Source organism: Williamsia sp. Y721 (assembly GCF_059683565.1).
Genome location: NZ_JCASNH010000001.1, coordinates 1676022 through 1692453, shown reverse-complemented (window position 1 = coordinate 1692453; position 16432 = coordinate 1676022). Strand labels below are relative to the sequence as shown.

The following is a 16432-nucleotide window of genomic DNA, read 5'->3' as shown; positions in this document are numbered from 1 at the left end:
TCATCCCTCCACGTCTGCGGTCAGAGCCGCAGGTCGCCGAGGGTTCACTGCCAGTTCCCACGCACGCGCGAACCTCAGCAGACTGCGCTCGGACAAGGGGCGGCCGAGTACTTCGAGTCCGACGGGAAGTCCACCGTCGGTGAAGCCTGCGGGGATACTCATGGCGGGCAGCGACGTCTGTGAGGCGATGACGGTGTTGGTCGGGAAATCCAGGGCAGTCCAGCGCTTTGCAGCAAGCTCTTCGCGGGTGGGTGCCGGTACCTGGACCGTCGGGTAGATCAGGAAATCTACATCGGCATCGGCCATCATCGAGATCAATGTGCGTCGCCATTCGTCTTGACGCAGACGGCGCGGGAAGTATTCGGGATCTTCCTCGGGCACAGATGGACCATCAGCGATGTCGGCGATCAGGTCGGTGAGCGGATGGAATCCACCGTCAACGATCTCGCGGAGCGTGGTGACGGGCGCACCCGTCCGTGCCTGCAGAAACTCTTCGATGTCGGTTTTCGACTGGATCGTGTACAGCGAAGTACCTGCCACCCATGCCGGCAGATCACCGAGTTCCAAACCGTCGACCACGGCAACCCCCCGCTGATTGAGCTGGGTGATGGCGGCTCGCACAACAGAATTGGTGAGATCTTGATCTACACCCTCACCAAAACCGTCCGTAAGCACGCCGACCCGGAACGACGAGAGGGAGTCGGCGTCGACGTCGGCGATCGCCTCGCGGTAGTTCCCGACATCCGAGGTTGTGGTGGCGATGGAGGTGTAGGCATCGGCCGGGTCGTACCCGACGATGACGTCAAGGATCGCGGCAAGGTCGGGCACATTGCGCGCCATGGGTCCTGGCGTGTCCTGGAAGTGCAACAGCGGCGAGAAACCAGTGCGCGGGATGAGCCCGGTGGTAACGCGGAGACCGAACAGATTGGTGAACGAGGACGGCAGGCGAATCGATCCACCGGTATCTTCCCCGATCCCGACGAGGCAGAGGTTTGCGGTCACGGCTGCGGCCGTCCCAGCACTCGATCCCCCGGTCTCGCGATCGAGATCGTAGGGGTTCTTGGTGTGCTCGGTCCGTGACGAGAACGAGAACCACCCCGCGGCAAAGTCGCACATCGCCGTTTTACCGAGGATCACCGCGCCGGCCTTACGGAGCCGATCGATGACAGTGGCGTCGGCCTCGGGGATGTACTCAGCGAATGCTTTGTTACCGAACGAGGTTGGGATACCTTTCGTTTCCCCTTGGTCTTTGACTAGAATCGGCACACCGTGCAATGGGCCGACCAGAGTACCGGTGCGTGCGTACTGGTCATCGATCCGTGCGGCGTCCTCGAGTGCCGCCGGGTTCAGTGTGACCACCGAATTGATCTGCGGTCCGTCGGGGTTATCGGCTGCGTCGAGGGCCGCGATCCGGTCGAGGTACCACGCGGTGAGACCGGCACTGGTCGCATCGCCCGTCTCGATCATTCCGTGGAACGAACTCACTGACAGCTCTTGGTAATTCACCTGTTTCTCCTTGCCCGTACCGGCATCTGTTCCCAGTGCTCCGACGATGGTTTCTGCCGTGTGTTCGAGGTGATCTCGGGTGGCATCGAGGAGTGCGTCGAGGTCGCGAGCAAGCATCAGTTGATACATACGCTCGTGCTGGCGGTCGGCTTCCTCGAAGTTGTGCATGGCTGTCGCATAGATCGCCATATAGGGCTGGATACGATCCCAGATGTTGTGGATGAGCTCCATCAGGTAGCGACTGTTGCCACCGGCATAGAAGGTCTGATGAAACTTGCGATTCAGCTCGCGCCACTCGTGAGGGGTGATATCCGGATCGGTCATCTGATCGAGAACCGAACGCAGGGCCGCGATTCCGTCGTCGTCGAGTTCGTCTAGCGCCCACTCCGTGGCAAGGGACTCGAGTGCCAACCGGATGGTGAAGAGTCTCCTGATCTCGCTCGGCGTCAGCGTGGTGATCGTGACAGCTCGGCGATCGAACGCCACCAGACCCTCAAAGTTCAGCCGTTTCAGAGCTTCTCGTGCCGGCATGGTCGAAACCCCGACCGATTGGGCGAGTGAGCGGATGGACACACGTGTCCCCGGAGCTATTCGGCCTTCAACTATGTTGCGGCGGATCTGTTGATAGACGCTTTCCGCCAACGTCGGCGGCGGCAAGACCTCGACTGCCATGTGATATCAACTCCATCCCTGATCCAACTGTGATCACACATGAAGGTTTCCGGTTGCCGATGACGGCTACGTTGTTGATTTGTTGCGGCTGTATGACGTCATCGCGGTCTCGTTACGTCCTGATGACGAGGTCTCAAAAGGGGGGAGAATGACTACGCAGTGCGTAGGTCTTCTCGGGCGGGAACCGAAGAATCATGGTCAGCCCCGAACTCGTGCTGGACGAGTTTCTCGGACGTATCCACCACCCAACCCTTGCAAATCGGTGAAGCTGCCGCCGAGACCATCGGGTACGCAGGAACTTCCCGACGTCGCCATCTGGCCGGGATACACGCCTACGAGTGCGACGAACACCGAACAGCACTGTGTGGGTCGCATGGCTGAGCTCAACGCCGTTACGTTCGGATATGAGCCTTGTCTCCATGCGGGCCGAACAGATGGAGTATCTCGATCACCTGATCGTCAGCAGGCCCAAACCAGTGCGGCTCATTGGTATCGAACTCCGCTACTTCACCGGGGCCTAGTAGAACTTCATTGGCGCCGAGAATGAGCCGCACGCTTCCCGCGAGAACGTAAAGCCATTCGTATCCGGCATGAGTGACCAGCTTCTGAGGGCGAGGACCGATCACCTGCTTGAAGACCTGCACGCGCCCCGGATAACGCGTCAATGGAACCACGGCGCTCCCGTTACCACTGCGCCGCGGCGTGAGATGGACTCGGGGATCGCCGGTGGCAGGTGCACCGACAAGTTGGTCGAGAGCCACTCGATGCGTTCGAGCCAGCGGCACAAGCAGATCGAGAGTTGGGCGGCGCTTCCCGGACTCCAACCGCGACAACGCGCTGACAGATAGACCAGTGGCGTCGGCCAGCGACTCGAGCGTCATACCGCGATCACGACGAAGTGAGCGCAAACGCGGCCCTATGTCGGCGAGCATCTGTGCAAGTTCGGCGTCCATAGCGTCCATTTTTGCACTTTTCGCAAATTCTCTATCGGGTTCGGCGGAGCGACTGCGACTATTCGCCCGACGAAACAGCCCACGACGATAGGAATCGATCATGAGTCCGCCAATCCGGCAATCCAAAACCAGCACGGCGCCCATCGATTACGCGGGAAACACCCAACGCCGCTGGGGAGTGCTCGCAATCTGCTCCGTTGGCATTTTCGTGGTCGGTCTCGACACAACGATTGTGAATGTTGCCCTGCCGTCAATAGGCGAGGATTTCGACGTCGGAACCAGTGGTCTCGAATGGGTCGTCAACGCGTACACACTTGTACTCGCGAGTTTGTTGATTTCATCCGGTGCGATGGCCGACCGTTTCGGGCGGAGACGGATCTTCCAACTCGGGCTAGTCGTTTTCGGTGTGGCTTCGGCGGCCTGTGCACTCGCGCCGTCTATCGGCGTTCTGGTCGCAGCACGTGTAGTTCAAGGGATCGGTGGATCGATGCTGAGCCCGGTCGCACTCGCCATCGTGGTCAACGTGATGACCGAACCCAAGGAGCGGGCCAAGGCGATCGGCGTGTGGGCTGCGGTATTCGGAATCAGTATGGCCGCAGGGCCGGTCACCGGCGGCCTCCTCATCGAGAATTTCGGTTGGCGGTCCGTGTTGTGGATCAACGTGCCGGTGATCGTTGTAGTCCTGGCCCTTAGCAGAGCATTTGTTCCGGAATCGCGTGCCCCACAGCCGAGAAGACTCGACGTACCTGGTCAACTGTTGCTGACCATAGTGATCGGCGGGATGGTTGCGCTCCTCATCGAAGGACCACAAATCGGGTGGACATCACCGGGTTCACTGGCCGGATACCTCCTCACGGCCGTGGCGTTGGCGGCGTTCACGCGGATCGAGTCACGGCGTAGCGAACCGCTCATCGATCCCCAACTATTCCGGCACACAGCGTTCTCTGCCGCCGTTGCAGGCGCCGTGGTGGTGTTCGTGTCTCTCAATGCGACATTGCTTCTCGGCACTCTCTACCTACAACACGCGCGAGAAATGACCCCAATGGCCGCGGGCGCCATCACTCTCCCGATGGCGATCGGCGCAACCGTCTGCGCGCCGTTGTCCGGGATGCTCGTCGGTCGTGTCGGCGCGCGAAGGCCACTGTTGATCGCCGGTGGTTTCACCACCCTCGGCGGCCTGTGTCTGGTCTCGCTCGACAACACCACGAGCACAACGACATTGCTCGTCGCCTACCTGTTTCTCGGCATAGGATTCGGCTTCTCGAATGCACCCATCACCACTACCGCTGTCAACGGCCTACCGTCTTCGCGCGCGGGTCTAGCTGGTGGAATAACCTCCAGCGCCCGCCAATTGGGAGCAGCGCTAGGCATCGCATTGGCCGGCGCAATGATAGCCGGCAGTGCACCGACTGACCTGGCACAAGCATCTCGGTTGGGGTGGATGCTCGTCGTGGTGTGCGGACTACTGCTCCTCCTGATTGCCCGCATTTCACCAACATCCGGCACGCAGAACTGACCAGCCGTCGACCGCGCCGATCCGGGTGAACCACGTGTCCCCAGACGCTCACACTCGTCGTCCAACGAGAACCACTCGTGTCACCCAAATCCTTACAGGGCATGGGTTATGAACTCCGGATCGACGCCAATCCATCGCACTGTTGATGGTGACCAGGCTCGCGACGCCCAGCAGGTCACCGAATACCGGTCACAGCCAGCAACATCTGTTCCCAGTGCCGCAGCGGTAACAAGTGCCCTTCGTCCTTGTAGAGGACCAGTTTGGCATTCGACAACTGCTTTGCGAGCCATTCGCCGTTGTTCTGAGGCGCCATTTCGTCTCGGTCGCCGTACCAAAGGTGGACCGGTGCAAAGACGTCGGCGAGGTCGAAACCCCATGGACCGACGAATGCAACGTTGTCCCAGGCAATCGCCATGGGGCCCTGCCGCAATGCCTCTTGAAAGGAAACGAAGATCGCTTGTCTCGCTGCGGGATCGGCGACCACCTCAGGATCACTGGCTCCCCACATCCAGTCGATCCACGGCGCCTTCTGGTCATCCCGTACCGACATCATGGCATCGAGGAACTTCTCGTTGCCGGCCAGGAACTGTTCGGCTGCACGGGTAGGTTCGGCAGGCAGGTAAGAAAGCGCAGAGAGGTCGTTCTCGGTTAGAGCATCCATCGCACCAGGCATCTGCTGCACGGGCCCGAGTCCACCCGACACACCGACCCGGGTCACACGATCGGGCATCGCGGCTGCCGTCGCCAAGGCGAACGGTCCGCCCCCCGACCAACCCAAGGTGGCGAACCGGTCGACTCCGAGTTCGTCAACGATGGCCTCGACGTCCGCTGCAACCCGCCCGAGGCTGCTCGCAGCGGCATCGGACCGGCCGTAGCCGGGGCGGTCGAAGCTGATCACGCGTATGCCCATCCGGTGGGCGCGGTCGGCTCCGAAATCGACCTCTAGCCGCGATCCAGGTGTGCCGTGGAAGTGCACAACAGGCGCACCCGTCGTATCCCCGGTGTCTCGAACCATGACCGAACGGCCACCGACTACGACTTCGAACTCCATCATGGTGGCAGCGTACGGTGCAGCAGAGAGTTGCTCAGCTTGTCGAACCGATAGCCGAGTCCGAAATCCGTTCTTCTCCAGGTGAAGTGAATGAGCGCCGGGCACGTCAGATTCGATCCGCGCCTGCAGCGGGCGTTGTTCACTTGACCTTTGATTCGGCGACCATCAATATAGATCTATGTCGAAACAGAGGTTGCCAGTCACCGATGTCGCCAGCGAGGAGTGCTGCTCACCGTTGATTCGCGAACCGTTGTCCGCACCGTGGGCGGGTGATCTGGCGCGGATGTTCAAGGCGCTTGGCGATCCGGTGCGCCTGCGGCTGCTCAGTTTGGTCGCCAGCCACGCCGGCGGTGAAGCCTGCGTCTGTGACATTTCAGATTCGTTCGATTTGTCCCAGCCGACGATCTCCCATCACCTCAAGGTGCTGCGTGAGGCCGGCTTGCTCGATTGTCAAAGGCGCGGAACCTGGGTGTACTACTGGGTGATTCCAGCTGCCCTGCAGCAACTCTCATCGGTGCTCAGCGCAGCTGACCCCACCTGTGACGACGCCCCGCTGGTCACCGCGTGAGTACCGCCGCAAGTACCGCCGAGCATCCGGCAGTCGTCGGAAAACTATCCACTCTCGACCGTTTCCTACCGGTCTGGATCGGCGTGGCGATGGTTGCCGGCCTCCTGCTCGGACGATTGATCCCCGGCCTGAACGACACTCTGTCGGCAATCTCTGTCGACGGCGTTTCCCTACCCATCGCGATCGGGCTGCTGATCATGATGTACCCGGTGCTGGCGAAGGTCCGGTACGACCGCCTCGACACCGTCACCGGCGACAAGAAGCTGCTCATCGGGTCGCTGGTACTCAACTGGGTGCTGGGGCCTGCTCTGATGTTTGCCCTGGCGTGGATCTTCCTGGCTGACCTTCCGGAGTACCGGACCGGTCTGATCATCGTGGGTCTTGCCCGCTGCATCGCGATGGTCATCATCTGGAACGACCTCGCCTGCGGCGATCGCGAAGCGGCTGCGGTCCTGGTGGCCATCAATTCGGTGTTCCAGGTGATCATGTTCGCCGTCCTCGGCTGGTTCTACCTGTCAGTGTTGCCGGGCTGGCTTGGCCTCGAGCAGACCGAAATCGACGCCTCTCCATGGCAGATCGCCAAGTCCGTCCTGATCTTCCTCGGCATCCCTCTGGTCGCCGGATTCTTGTCGCGCTATTTCGGTGAGCGGTCCAAGGGTCGCGACTGGTATGAAGCGAAGTTCATCCCAAAGATCAGTCCGTGGGCTCTCTACGGTTTGCTGTTCACCATCGTCATTCTCTTTGCGCTACAGGGTGATCAGATCACCTCCCAGCCCCTCGACGTGGTCCGCATCGCGATCCCGCTTCTGATTTACTTCGCGGTGATGTGGGGCGGTGGGTACGGCCTCGGCGCGGCAATGGGGTTGGGCTACGAACGCACCACCACCCTCGCGTTCACCGCGGCCGGAAACAACTTCGAACTCGCCATCGCCGTCGCCATCGCCACCTACGGCGCCACGTCCGGCCAAGCACTCGCCGGCGTCGTCGGCCCGCTCATCGAAGTACCGGTCCTGGTCGGCCTTGTCTATGTATCTCTAGCCCTGCGTAAACGGTTCACCCCACAACCATCGGTGACGGCAGCGACAAAGGGGTCTTGATGTCCGAATATCCCGGGCGGGTACACGTCAGGTCTGCCGGGTCTGCACCGACACACGAGATCAATCCCACCGTCGTCCACGCGATGGCCGAGATCGGTCTCGATCTCGGTGCGGAGTATCCCAAACCGCTCACCGACGATGTGGTCGCTGCCGCTGATGTAGTGGTGTCAAAGGGTTGCGGCGACGCATGCATCAGCCGACTCCTCACCGAGTTGACCTCCACCATTTCCGCCTGACCACCAGCCTCCGACTCACGAAGGGCCTTCATGTCCAACACTCCCAGCGTGCTGTTTGTCTGCGTCCACAACGCCGGACGATCGCAGATGGCTGCCGGTTTCCTCTCTCACCTCGCCGGCGACACCATCGAGGTCCGCTCTGCGGGCAGCGCGCCGGCCGCGACGATCAATTCCGCCGCAGTCGAAGCGATGGCCGAAGCGGGCATTGACATTTCGGCCCAATCACCGAAGATTTTGACTCCCGCTGCAGTGGAAAGCTCGGATGTCGTCATCACCATGGGATGCGGCGACGCATGCCCGGTCTTTCCTGGCATCAGCTACCGCGACTGGGCACTGCCTGATCCAGCAGGCAAGGGCGTCGAGGCAGTACGCCCGATCCGGGACCAGATCAAGATTCTCGTCAAAGACCTGATCGCCGAACTCGTTCCAGCACGATCAGATACCAGCCGATGAGCACACCAAGCGTGTTGTTCGTGTGCGTGAAGAACGGCGGCAAATCGCAGATGGCTGCCGGTCTTATGCGCAAGGCAGCCGCAGACGCAGTCGAAGTCCACTCGGCGGGAACCCGGCCCGGCGGCTCGCTCAACGCATTGTCGGCACAATCACTGATCGAGGTCGGCGTCGACATCACCGCCGAACAGCCCAAACCTATTGATCCCGCCCTGCTGGCCCGGATGGACTATGTGATCACTTTGGGCAGCGAAGCCACCATCGACCGGATTGATGGTCCGAGGTTCGAGAACTGGGACACCGACGAGCCTTTCGAGCGCGGTATTGACGGTATCGAGCGGATGCGCCTGGTCAGAGATGATATCGCTGCCCGCGTCGACGAACTCGTAGCGAGACTGCGTCGCTGATCCGTTGAGCGCAAGCAACAGCGAGGTTCCAATCTCCACCACCTCGACCGATGTGGTCGTCGTCGGTGGCGGTCAAGCTGGATTGGCCGCCGGGTACTACCTGCGCCGAACCGGGCGCGACTTCGTCATCCTCGATGACCAACCTCGGCCCGGTGGTTCATGGCAACAGTATTGGCCGTCGTTGCATCTGTTCTCCCCCGCCGAGTACGCACGGCTGCCAGGCTGGCCGATGCCGCCCTGGCCCGACGGCTTTCCACCAGCATCACACGTCGTGAACTACCTCACCACGTACGAAAAAAGGTACGCGCTGCCCGTGCAGCGTCCTGTCACCGTGACCGGCGTCCACCGCACCGCCAACGGATACCGTGTGGACAGTGCCACCGAATCCTGGACCGCCGCAGCGATTATCAACACCACCGGAACATGGTCACGACCGTTTTGGCCCAGCTATCCCGGAATGCGCGACTACCGAGGTACTCAACTGCATGCCAGCAACTACCGCACCCCCACTCCGTTCGCCGGCCAACGCGTGGGCATCGTCGGCGGCGGCAATTCCGCCGCACAGATTCTCGCCGAAGTCTCCACCGTGGCCGACACCGTGTGGTTCACCGCGCATCCACCAAAGTTCCTACCCGACGACGTCGATGGACGGGTCTTGTTCAAAGTCGCCACCGAGCGAGCCCGTACCCTCGCCGCCGGCGGCACCGATTCCGGTGGCGTCGCCGGGCTCGGCGACATTGTCATGGTCCCGCCGGTCAAAGAAGCCCGCGATCGCGGCGTGCTCCACGCACGGCCGATCTTCACCACCCTGACCGCTGACGGGGTCAGCGACGGTACCAGCACCGAAAAACTCGATGCGATCATCTGGTGCACCGGCTTTCGTCCCGCACTGCGTCATCTCCAGCCGCTGCATCTGCGCTCGGACGGCTCAGCAGGCATCACACTGGATGGCAATCACGCGCACGGCGAGCCGTCGTTGGTGTTCCTGGGCTATGGCGATTGGACCGGCCCGGGGTCTGCCACGCTCATCGGTGTGGGACGCACCGCCCGCGCCGCCGTCATCGACCTGGTACACGATGTCCTCAAGTGACCATCGTCGGTGGTACGAACAGATACCGAAACGGTCACGACCACGCTATATCGATGACTGTCAATGTTGCTTATATTGATAACTGTCGATACAGTGGGCCGCAAGTACTGATCCTCGTCAATGGAAGGTTTCCCATGAGTTCCGAGTACCCCGTCGCAGTGGTAGGAGCCGGCCCCATCGGCCTGGCCGCCGCCGCACATCTGACCGAAACCGGTTCTGACGTCATCGTTCTCGAACGTGGACAGTCCGCCGGCAGCGCTGTCGCGGAGTGGAACCACGTGCGTCTGTTCTCTCCGTGGTCCGAAGTCATCGATCCCGCCGCAGCCCGCCTGCTCGCTCCCACCGGATGGACCCCACCCGAGGGTGAAACCTATGCGACTGGCCGGGAATGGGCTCGCGACTACCTCGAGCCACTCGCCTCTTCCCTTGGTGAGCGTGTCCGGTTCGATTCCGAGGTCATCGGCGTCGCCCGCCGCGGTCGCGACCGTGTCGTAGACGCCGGCCGCGATACCGAACCCCTCTCGGTCCACGTCCGCCACTCCGACGGCAGCGAGGAACGCATCCTGGCCCGTGCGGTCATCGACGCCTCGGGAACGTGGGGTTCACCCAATCCACTGGGCAGCGAAGGACTTCCAGCAATCGGCGAACGTGCTGCCGCCGTCCGGATCAGCTACCGCGTCCCCGACCTCACCGATGAGGCGACCCGGGCCCGGTACGCGGGCAAGCACACCGTCATTGCCGGCAGCGGGCATTCAGCCCTGACCGCCATCATCACCTTCGCCGAGCTGGCCGCCGAACATCCGGGCACCACGTTGACCTGGGCGGTACGCCGGCCCGTCACCGATTCTGTCTTCGGTGGCGGCGCCTCCGATGAACTCGCGGCGCGCGGAGCGCTGGGTCTGCGGGCCAAGAAGGCCGTCGATGACGGATACCTGCAGATCGTGTCCGGATTCCGGACCGAAGCCGTTGATCGTCAGGGTGAGCAGCTCACCCTTGTCGGGGACACCGCGGCCCGTATCGACGGTGTTGATCAGGTGATCGCCCTGACCGGTTTCCGGCCCGACCTGTCCTGGCTGTCCGAGGTGCGGCTCGATCTTGATCCCACGCTGCAGGCACCCAAGTTCTTGGCGGAGTTGATCGATCCGAACATGCATTCCTGTGGAACCGTCTACCCCCACGGCGTCGATGAGCTCACCCAACCCGAACCTGGCCTCTACCTGGTCGGAATGAAAAGCTATGGCCGCGCACCGACGTTCCTGGCGATGACCGGCTACGAGCAAGTGCGTAGCATCGCTGCAGAACTCGCCGGAGACCACGACGGCGCGCGCAAGGTCGAGCTGACCCTGCCCGACACCGGAGTCTGCGGCGGCGCCGGACTGTTCGACGATCCGAGCGCCGAAAGCTCTGCCGGCGGCGGCTGCTGCGCCGCGCCCTCCGCCGAGCCGGAACTGATCAGCCTGAGCTCGCCCACCTCGGGTGACTGAGTCGATCACCGATCCAACGTCACTACGGGAAATACCTCACCCCGGGCGACGCCGGGTCCTGTCGGTTCTGTGTGTCACCGAGATCACCAGCTGGGGCATTCTCTACTACGCGTTTCCTGTTCTGTCCCCATCGATTTCGGCCGATACCGGGTGGTCGACAAGTGCCGTCGTGGCCGCGTTTTCGATCAGCCAACTCGTCGCGGCCCTGGTCGGAATCCCGGTTGGACGGATCCTCGACCGGCACGGCCCGCGCTGGGTCATGACTGCCGGCTCGGTCATCGCCGTCCCCGCCGTGGTCATCATCGCCACCGCCGAGCACCTGGCTACCTTCTATTTCGGTTGGATCATCGCCGGAATAGCCATGGGCGCAGTGTTGTACCCACCGGCGTTTGCAGCATTGACCCGATGGTGGGGCTCCGACCGTGTCCGCGCGCTCATGATCCTCACCCTCGCCGCAGGATTGGCCAGCACCGTTTTCGCGCCGCTGACCGCACTATTGGTCGATCACTTTGATTGGCGGCAAACCTATGTCATCCTTGCCGCAATCCTGCTCGCCATCACGGTCCCAGCCCACTACCGCGGCCTCCGCGGCAGCTGGCCCCTCATCCCACACCAAGATCCCGCCACCTCCCCCGCCGACACAAATGACACCACCCGCAGCCGGCCGTTCATCGCACTCACCGTCGCCCTGAGCCTGGCCGCATTCGTCGCGTTCGCCGGGGTCTTCAACCTGGTACCGCTACTCCTCGAGCACGGTGCCGATCCCACCGTCGCTGCCACCGCACTCGGCCTCGGCGGTGTCGGACAAGTCCTGGGCAGAGTCGGATACCTTCCGTTGCAACGCCTCACCGGAACCAAGGGACGAACCGTCGGCGTCATCGCGGCCGTCGCGACCACCACGATCGCCCTGGGATCTACCACCTCGGTATTCGCGCTGGTACTGGTTGCCGTCGGCGCTGGACTCGCGCGCGGCATCTTCACTCTCATCCAGGCCACCGCCATCACCGACCGGTGGGGGCCGGCGCGCTACGGGCACCTCAACGGCGTCATGTCCGCGCCCATTGTCATCACCATGGCCTTCGCACCATGGGCAGGGGCACTACTTGCAGACTGGACAGGAAGCTACTCAGGCGCTTACCTCATCCTCGGCATTCTCGCCCTGGCAGCCGCCGCTCTCTCCGCAGCAAGCATGCCCCGCCGATCCAACGACCAAGTCACCGCGAAATAGACCAACAATCGTGCACACTCGCCGTCAACTCGGCTTCGCGCGATACTCGCCACCAGGCTCGTCGACAACCCCACCGCGACATTCACCGACGACGGCACAGTCGCCTGGTGACAGGCGAAGATTCGACCCACCCACGTTTAATCGTCAGCTGCCCTCCTCGGCAGTGTCGAACTTCAAGCGAGCTCGTTCGATGTCCGGCATGTGCGCAGTAGCCCATTGAAGGATCACGTCGACCGGTGGCCGGAGCGTCTTTCCCAGCGGCGTAATCCGGTACTCAACCGCGACCGGACGCGACCTGAGTAGGTTCCTTTCGATGATTCCGTTCCGCTCGAGCTTGCGCAATGTGGCGGTGAGCGACTTCTGAGTCACGGTCGGGATTGCCCGCCGCAGTTCGTTGAAACGGCAGGGGCGCTCACAGAGTTCGTTGAGGACCGCCAACGACCACTTGTCGAGCACCTGATCCAGCAATTCGCGGTGTGGTGCGCTGACCGTGAGCTCAGCCGGCGTCCTATGGGTTTCGGTCATGAAACCTAGTCTCCTTGAAGTGTCCTTGATATACCAGGTATCAGTTGTATACCCACTCGATTTCATTTGAAGGAGAACATCTTGTCCGTCAACTACTCCACCCCCGAAGGCATGATGCAACCCACGCCCTACCACCACGTCGCGGTGGGTACGGGGTCGCGCCACGTGCACGTCAGTGGCCAGATTGCGCGATTGGCCGATGGAACACCTGTGGCCCCAGACGACCTGGCCGGACAGGTCGCGCAGGCTCTGCGCAACACTTCGACCGGACTGGCCGGCGCAGGTGCCACGTTCGCCGATGTACTCAGACTGACGTTTTTCGTCACCGACTGGACGCCGGAAAAGATCACCCCGTTCATGGCCGGCGTCGAACGCGTTGCCGCTGACATCGGACTGCCACTTCCGATGCCCCCCGCCTCATTGATCGGCGTCGACTACCTCTTCGAACCCGACGTACTCGTGGAAGTCGAGGCCACAGCGATCCTCGACTGACCGGGCCCACCCCGCGCTCTACGCGCGGGGTGAACCAACCGGACGCTTCCCCTCGAAGGACAGTTGGCTCCCGCACCGCTCACTTGTCGGGCGGCTACTTTTCGATTTCGACGACGAAGCAATACGACAATGGTTCGGAGCCGACATGCTCGCCAATGTCGTGACCGCACTTAACCTCTCCGAGGTTGACGAGCCATGGGCACGAACTATGAGCGGTGCGTGATCGGGAGACCGACTCGGTCTTGACTCGAGGCCAAGTGCGTTTTTCGCGGCGGCGTGGGTGCGGGTGCGTTCGATATCACCCGGTTGCAACCCTCACTCGTGAAATCAGTTTTGGAGGATGAGGCTCACCAAGGCAATGTGCCCGCTTCGTCCTGGAACGTCCCGGTAGGGCCTTCCGGTCCGAGTGTCGCCCAACGCACGACGACCCGTGCGCTCTCGTCAGCAGGCCGGCCGATCCCGAAGGCGGCGGTCAAGTCCGTTGCGGTGGGTCCCGGCTCGACGGCATTGAACTTGATGCCCGGCTGCGACTTGGCGTACTGCACTGTCAGCATGGTCGCGGCAGATTTGGACGCCGAGTAAAGCGCGAGAGGCAGGTTGAACTCCGCCCGCTCGGGGTTGTTCACCGCCCAGAACGATCCAGCGCTGCTGGATACGGTGACCACGGTGGGATTGGACGACTTGCGAAGTAGCGGCAAGGCCGCCTCGGTTACTCGCACGATGCCGACCGCGTTCGTGTCGAACGATCGTAGCGCCGCAGGTCCGTCGAGCTCGGTCTCCAGGATGCCCGCATTGTTCACCAGAACGTCAAGGCTGCCTTCGGCCTCGTCGATCACCGCCAGTGCGCTGCGCACCGAGCTTTCGTCAGTCACATCGAGCTGAACGAATCGTGCGCCGATCGATTCCGCCGCCTTTTCTCCTCGCTCGACATCACGCGCGCCGATGTAGACGACGTGTCCGAGGTCGAGAAGCTGCTTGGCGGTTTCGAACCCAATGCCCTTGTTGGCGCCGGTAATCAAAGTGACGGTCATGATTTTCCCTTTTTCGAGATCAGTTGCGTGGGGTGGTCAGGCGGCGAGCTGGGTGCTCAAGGCGTCGGCATCGTGCAGCGCCGACATGTGCAGAAACTTCCCGTCTCGGATTGTGTAGATCGCGAACTCGGCAAGTTCGATGGACTTTCCGGTGGGTGCGACACCGAGCCATTCCTTCACAGGTGTGCCCGTGTTGGTCAGACGTGCAGCCAGCCGATCGCCATAGGCAACGAGTTCTTGTACCTCCCAGTGGAAGTCAGGAACCGCGTCAACTATTCCGTTCAGGTCGGCGACGAGAGCGTCTCGGGAGCCCGGTTCGCTCTGCAACGTGACGTGATCGTGAACGAACTCGTGCATGCGGTCGAACCGATGAGCGTTGAGCGCCTCGATATAGCTCGTATAGAACTCGCGGGAGTCAAAAGACATTGGATTCCTTTCTGGGCGAGGCAAAAGCCGGGCAACCCGCCCGAGCCGACTCTCCGAAAGTTATGCGCGGACAAGTCCTTCGACCAGAGTCCCGTCGTGCCCAGGGTGTGACAGGACCCCCTCTGACTGTGTCGCAGCGACCTATGCTGATCCGTATGAGTGAAACGACAAATGCTCTCGGTGCGTACCTGCGTGCTCGACGCGAATTGGTGACGCCGCAGCAGGCGGGTATTCCCGACGGCGGTGTGCGACGCGTGCCAGGGCTGCGGCGTGAGGAAGTCGCCATGCTTGCCGGCATCAGCGCCGACTACTACCTGCGACTGGAACGAGGACGCGACCGCAACCCCTCACTACAAGTGCTCGAGTCGATCGCACGCGTACTGCAACTCGACGACGAGCATCTGGCCCACCTGATGACGCTGGTGGCGGAGGTTCCCCGTCGCCGCAAGCGCCGCAAGCGTTCGGTGACGCCGCCGGCCGGTGCACTCAAACTGCTGCATTCACTGGTGCAGCCCGCGTTCATCGAAGATCGGTACTTCGACATCGTCGCCGCGAACAGCCTTGCGCAAGCCCTCTCGCCCGGTCTGACCGTCGGAGGAAATCAGTTGCGAGGCATGTTCCTCGACCCCGCCGAGCAGGCCCTCTACCCGGAATGGGAGGCCGTCACAGAATGCTTCATCGCGAACCTGCGGCAGGCCGTCGGCAATGACGTCGATGATTCTCGGTTCATCGAGCTCACCGGCGAGCTGTCGCTGGCGAGCCCAAGGTTCCGACAGCTCTGGGCTCGGCACGAAGTCCGGGGACAGCGTGGGGTGCCCGTCCGGTTCGATCACCCCCAGGTCGGTGAGATGACGCTCAACCGTGAACGGCTCGCCATCAGCGGAACCGAGGACCTCATGCTGGTCGTATATCACCCGGACACCGGTTCCACTGCTGCGGAGAAGCTTTCACTACTGGCTTCAGCCGGGCTGCCCGCTTCGGGTGCGGTACACACTGTAACGAGCCAGCTGTGACGACCATAGGGATCATCGGCGCAGGAGAAGTCGGAAGCCAGATCGCCCGCGCCGCAATCGCTCACGGCTACACGATCGTCATCGCCAATTCGCGTGGACCGGAAACGCTCGCGAGCCTTGTCGCCGATCTGGGACCAGCGGCCCGCGCCGCACGCGCGGATGAAGCCGCAGCAGCAGGCGATTTCGCCGTCATTGCCGTGCCGCTCACGCTGGTGAACAACATGCCCGTCGACGCACTCGCCGGAAAGATCGTGCTGGACACGAACAACTACATGGCCTGGCGCGACGGCCACTTCCCCGTCATCGATTCCGGCCAGAAGACGATTCACGAGCTGCGGCAGGAACAACTGCCCACATCGAAAGTCGCGAAAGCCTTCACCCACATCCAAGCACCGAGCCTGTTGAAGTTCGCACGCCCCACCGGCGCCCCCGACCGTATGGCATTGGCCGTCTCCAGCGACTACCCCGAAGCCATTGAGCTCGTCGCGCGGCTGTACGACGAGTTCGGCTTCGACACTGTTGACAACAGCCCACTGCGCGAATCCTGGCGATCCGCACCCGGAACACCCATGTGGAACTTTCACGACACAGGGCAGACCCGCGAAGAGCTCGTGCTCAATCTGGCCCGAGCGCAGCACGTCAACAACTCGTGACGCCGGCGGTCATCCAGGGAGCATCAAAACATCT

17 protein-coding genes and 1 pseudogene are annotated in these 16432 nt (G+C 62.2%); 12 read left to right on the top strand and 6 right to left on the bottom strand.

Features of this window, described 5'->3' with window-relative positions; translation table 11 throughout:
- Both AC56PL_RS07580 and AC56PL_RS07575 read right to left on the bottom strand, forming a co-directional pair.
- Complete coding sequence (locus tag AC56PL_RS07580) at window positions 1-2178, bottom strand: amidase family protein (RefSeq protein WP_497153391.1); 2178 nt, start codon at window positions 2176-2178, stop codon at window positions 1-3.
- A gap of 392 nt (window positions 2179-2570) precedes the next feature.
- Window positions 2571-3131, bottom strand: a complete 561-nt coding sequence (locus AC56PL_RS07575) for a helix-turn-helix domain-containing protein (protein ID WP_495516078.1) — start codon at window positions 3129-3131, stop codon at window positions 2571-2573.
- 100 nt (window positions 3132-3231) lie between these two features.
- Here AC56PL_RS07575 and AC56PL_RS07570 point away from each other — a divergent pair, with 100 nt between their 5' ends.
- Window positions 3232-4647 (top strand): DHA2 family efflux MFS transporter permease subunit, encoded by a 1416-nt coding sequence (locus AC56PL_RS07570; RefSeq protein WP_495515721.1) that lies wholly within the window; start codon window positions 3232-3234, stop codon window positions 4645-4647.
- A gap of 175 nt (window positions 4648-4822) precedes the next feature.
- Here the strand turns inward: AC56PL_RS07570 and AC56PL_RS07565 are convergent, their stop codons facing one another.
- Window positions 4823-5701 (bottom strand): alpha/beta fold hydrolase, encoded by an 879-nt coding sequence (locus tag AC56PL_RS07565; RefSeq protein ID WP_495515720.1) that lies wholly within the window; start codon window positions 5699-5701, stop codon window positions 4823-4825.
- Window positions 5702-5876: 175 nt separating this feature from the next.
- On the opposite strand from AC56PL_RS07565, the gene AC56PL_RS07560 reads away from it, so the two are divergent.
- The 8 genes and pseudogenes from AC56PL_RS07560 to AC56PL_RS07525 all read left to right on the top strand — a co-directional run bounded on the left by AC56PL_RS07560 (window position 5877) and on the right by AC56PL_RS07525 (window position 12258).
- Window positions 5877-6266: an ArsR/SmtB family transcription factor gene (locus AC56PL_RS07560; RefSeq protein ID WP_482141670.1), complete on the top strand. Its 390-nt coding sequence runs from the start codon at window positions 5877-5879 to the stop codon at window positions 6264-6266.
- Window positions 6263-7363 (top strand): ACR3 family arsenite efflux transporter, encoded by a 1101-nt coding sequence (gene arsB, locus AC56PL_RS07555; protein WP_482141668.1) that lies wholly within the window; start codon window positions 6263-6265, stop codon window positions 7361-7363. Before AC56PL_RS07560 ends, arsB begins: the two co-directional genes overlap by 4 nt.
- Before the next feature lie 11 nt (window positions 7364-7374).
- Window positions 7375-7554 (top strand): annotated as a pseudogene (locus tag AC56PL_RS07550) (arsenate reductase/protein-tyrosine-phosphatase family protein); the annotation flags it as partial.
- A gap of 75 nt (window positions 7555-7629) precedes the next feature.
- Window positions 7630-8052, top strand: coding sequence for an arsenate reductase/protein-tyrosine-phosphatase family protein (locus AC56PL_RS07545; RefSeq protein WP_495515719.1), 423 nt, complete (start codon window positions 7630-7632; stop codon window positions 8050-8052).
- On the top strand, window positions 8049-8456 hold the full coding sequence (locus tag AC56PL_RS07540; protein ID WP_495515718.1) for an arsenate reductase/protein-tyrosine-phosphatase family protein: 408 nt from the start codon (window positions 8049-8051) through the stop codon (window positions 8454-8456). The genes AC56PL_RS07545 and AC56PL_RS07540 overlap by 4 nt, the downstream gene beginning before the upstream one ends.
- 31 nt (window positions 8457-8487) lie before the next feature.
- The gene (locus tag AC56PL_RS07535; protein ID WP_497153585.1) at window positions 8488-9546 is read left to right on the top strand and encodes an ArsO family NAD(P)H-dependent flavin-containing monooxygenase; all 1059 of its coding nucleotides are present in this window, start codon (window positions 8488-8490) and stop codon (window positions 9544-9546) included.
- A 134-nt stretch (window positions 9547-9680) separates the two neighbouring features.
- Window positions 9681-11030, top strand: coding sequence for an FAD-dependent oxidoreductase (locus AC56PL_RS07530; protein WP_495515717.1), 1350 nt, complete (start codon window positions 9681-9683; stop codon window positions 11028-11030).
- Window positions 11023-12258, top strand: coding sequence for an MFS transporter (locus tag AC56PL_RS07525; protein WP_497153390.1), 1236 nt, complete (start codon window positions 11023-11025; stop codon window positions 12256-12258). The genes AC56PL_RS07530 and AC56PL_RS07525 overlap by 8 nt, the downstream gene beginning before the upstream one ends.
- A 144-nt stretch (window positions 12259-12402) precedes the next feature.
- Here the strand turns inward: AC56PL_RS07525 and AC56PL_RS07520 are convergent, their stop codons facing one another.
- Entirely contained in the window at window positions 12403-12783 is a 381-nt protein-coding gene (locus AC56PL_RS07520) for a winged helix-turn-helix transcriptional regulator (protein ID WP_482141658.1), read from the bottom strand.
- A gap of 81 nt (window positions 12784-12864) precedes the next feature.
- Here AC56PL_RS07520 and AC56PL_RS07515 point away from each other — a divergent pair, with 81 nt between their 5' ends.
- Window positions 12865-13275 (top strand): Rid family hydrolase, encoded by a 411-nt coding sequence (locus tag AC56PL_RS07515; RefSeq protein ID WP_495515715.1) that lies wholly within the window; start codon window positions 12865-12867, stop codon window positions 13273-13275.
- A 347-nt stretch (window positions 13276-13622) separates the two neighbouring features.
- On the opposite strand, the gene AC56PL_RS07510 is transcribed toward AC56PL_RS07515, so the two are convergent.
- Window positions 13623-14306 carry an SDR family NAD(P)-dependent oxidoreductase gene (locus AC56PL_RS07510; protein ID WP_495515714.1) on the bottom strand — a complete coding sequence of 228 codons (684 nt, stop codon included), beginning with the start codon at window positions 14304-14306 and terminating at the stop codon, window positions 13623-13625.
- A gap of 36 nt (window positions 14307-14342) precedes the next feature.
- The gene (locus AC56PL_RS07505) at window positions 14343-14732 is read right to left on the bottom strand and encodes an ester cyclase (RefSeq protein ID WP_497153389.1); all 390 of its coding nucleotides are present in this window, start codon (window positions 14730-14732) and stop codon (window positions 14343-14345) included.
- Between the two features lie 155 nt (window positions 14733-14887).
- Between AC56PL_RS07505 and AC56PL_RS07500 the strand changes: the two genes are divergently transcribed.
- Together AC56PL_RS07500 and AC56PL_RS07495 are read left to right on the top strand one after the other, a co-directional pair.
- Window positions 14888-15745: a helix-turn-helix domain-containing protein gene (locus AC56PL_RS07500; protein WP_497153388.1), complete on the top strand. Its 858-nt coding sequence runs from the start codon at window positions 14888-14890 to the stop codon at window positions 15743-15745.
- Window positions 15742-16398, top strand: a complete 657-nt coding sequence (locus tag AC56PL_RS07495) for an NADPH-dependent F420 reductase (protein ID WP_497153387.1) — start codon at window positions 15742-15744, stop codon at window positions 16396-16398. Before AC56PL_RS07500 ends, AC56PL_RS07495 begins: the two co-directional genes overlap by 4 nt.
- The last annotated feature ends 34 nt before the right edge of the window (window positions 16399-16432 follow it).

Bases quoted from the DNA above. Each gene is read 5' to 3' on its own strand.
- AC56PL_RS07580 (WP_497153391.1), bottom strand. From the start codon at position 2,178: ATGGCAGTCGAGGTCTTGCCGCCGCCGACGTTGGCGGAAAGCGTCTAT.
- AC56PL_RS07575 (WP_495516078.1), bottom strand. From the start codon at position 3,131: ATGGACGCCGAACTTGCACAGATGCTCGCCGACATAGGGCCGCGTTTG.
- AC56PL_RS07570 (WP_495515721.1), top strand. From the start codon at position 3,232: ATGAGTCCGCCAATCCGGCAATCCAAAACCAGCACGGCGCCCATCGAT.
- AC56PL_RS07565 (WP_495515720.1), bottom strand. From the start codon at position 5,701: ATGATGGAGTTCGAAGTCGTAGTCGGTGGCCGTTCGGTCATGGTTCGA.
- AC56PL_RS07560 (WP_482141670.1), top strand. From the start codon at position 5,877: ATGTCGAAACAGAGGTTGCCAGTCACCGATGTCGCCAGCGAGGAGTGC.
- AC56PL_RS07545 (WP_495515719.1), top strand. From the start codon at position 7,630: ATGTCCAACACTCCCAGCGTGCTGTTTGTCTGCGTCCACAACGCCGGA.
- AC56PL_RS07540 (WP_495515718.1), top strand. From the start codon at position 8,049: ATGAGCACACCAAGCGTGTTGTTCGTGTGCGTGAAGAACGGCGGCAAA.
- AC56PL_RS07530 (WP_495515717.1), top strand. From the start codon at position 9,681: ATGAGTTCCGAGTACCCCGTCGCAGTGGTAGGAGCCGGCCCCATCGGC.
- AC56PL_RS07520 (WP_482141658.1), bottom strand. From the start codon at position 12,783: ATGACCGAAACCCATAGGACGCCGGCTGAGCTCACGGTCAGCGCACCA.
- AC56PL_RS07510 (WP_495515714.1), bottom strand. From the start codon at position 14,306: ATGACCGTCACTTTGATTACCGGCGCCAACAAGGGCATTGGGTTCGAA.
- AC56PL_RS07505 (WP_497153389.1), bottom strand. From the start codon at position 14,732: ATGTCTTTTGACTCCCGCGAGTTCTATACGAGCTATATCGAGGCGCTC.
- AC56PL_RS07500 (WP_497153388.1), top strand. From the start codon at position 14,888: ATGAGTGAAACGACAAATGCTCTCGGTGCGTACCTGCGTGCTCGACGC.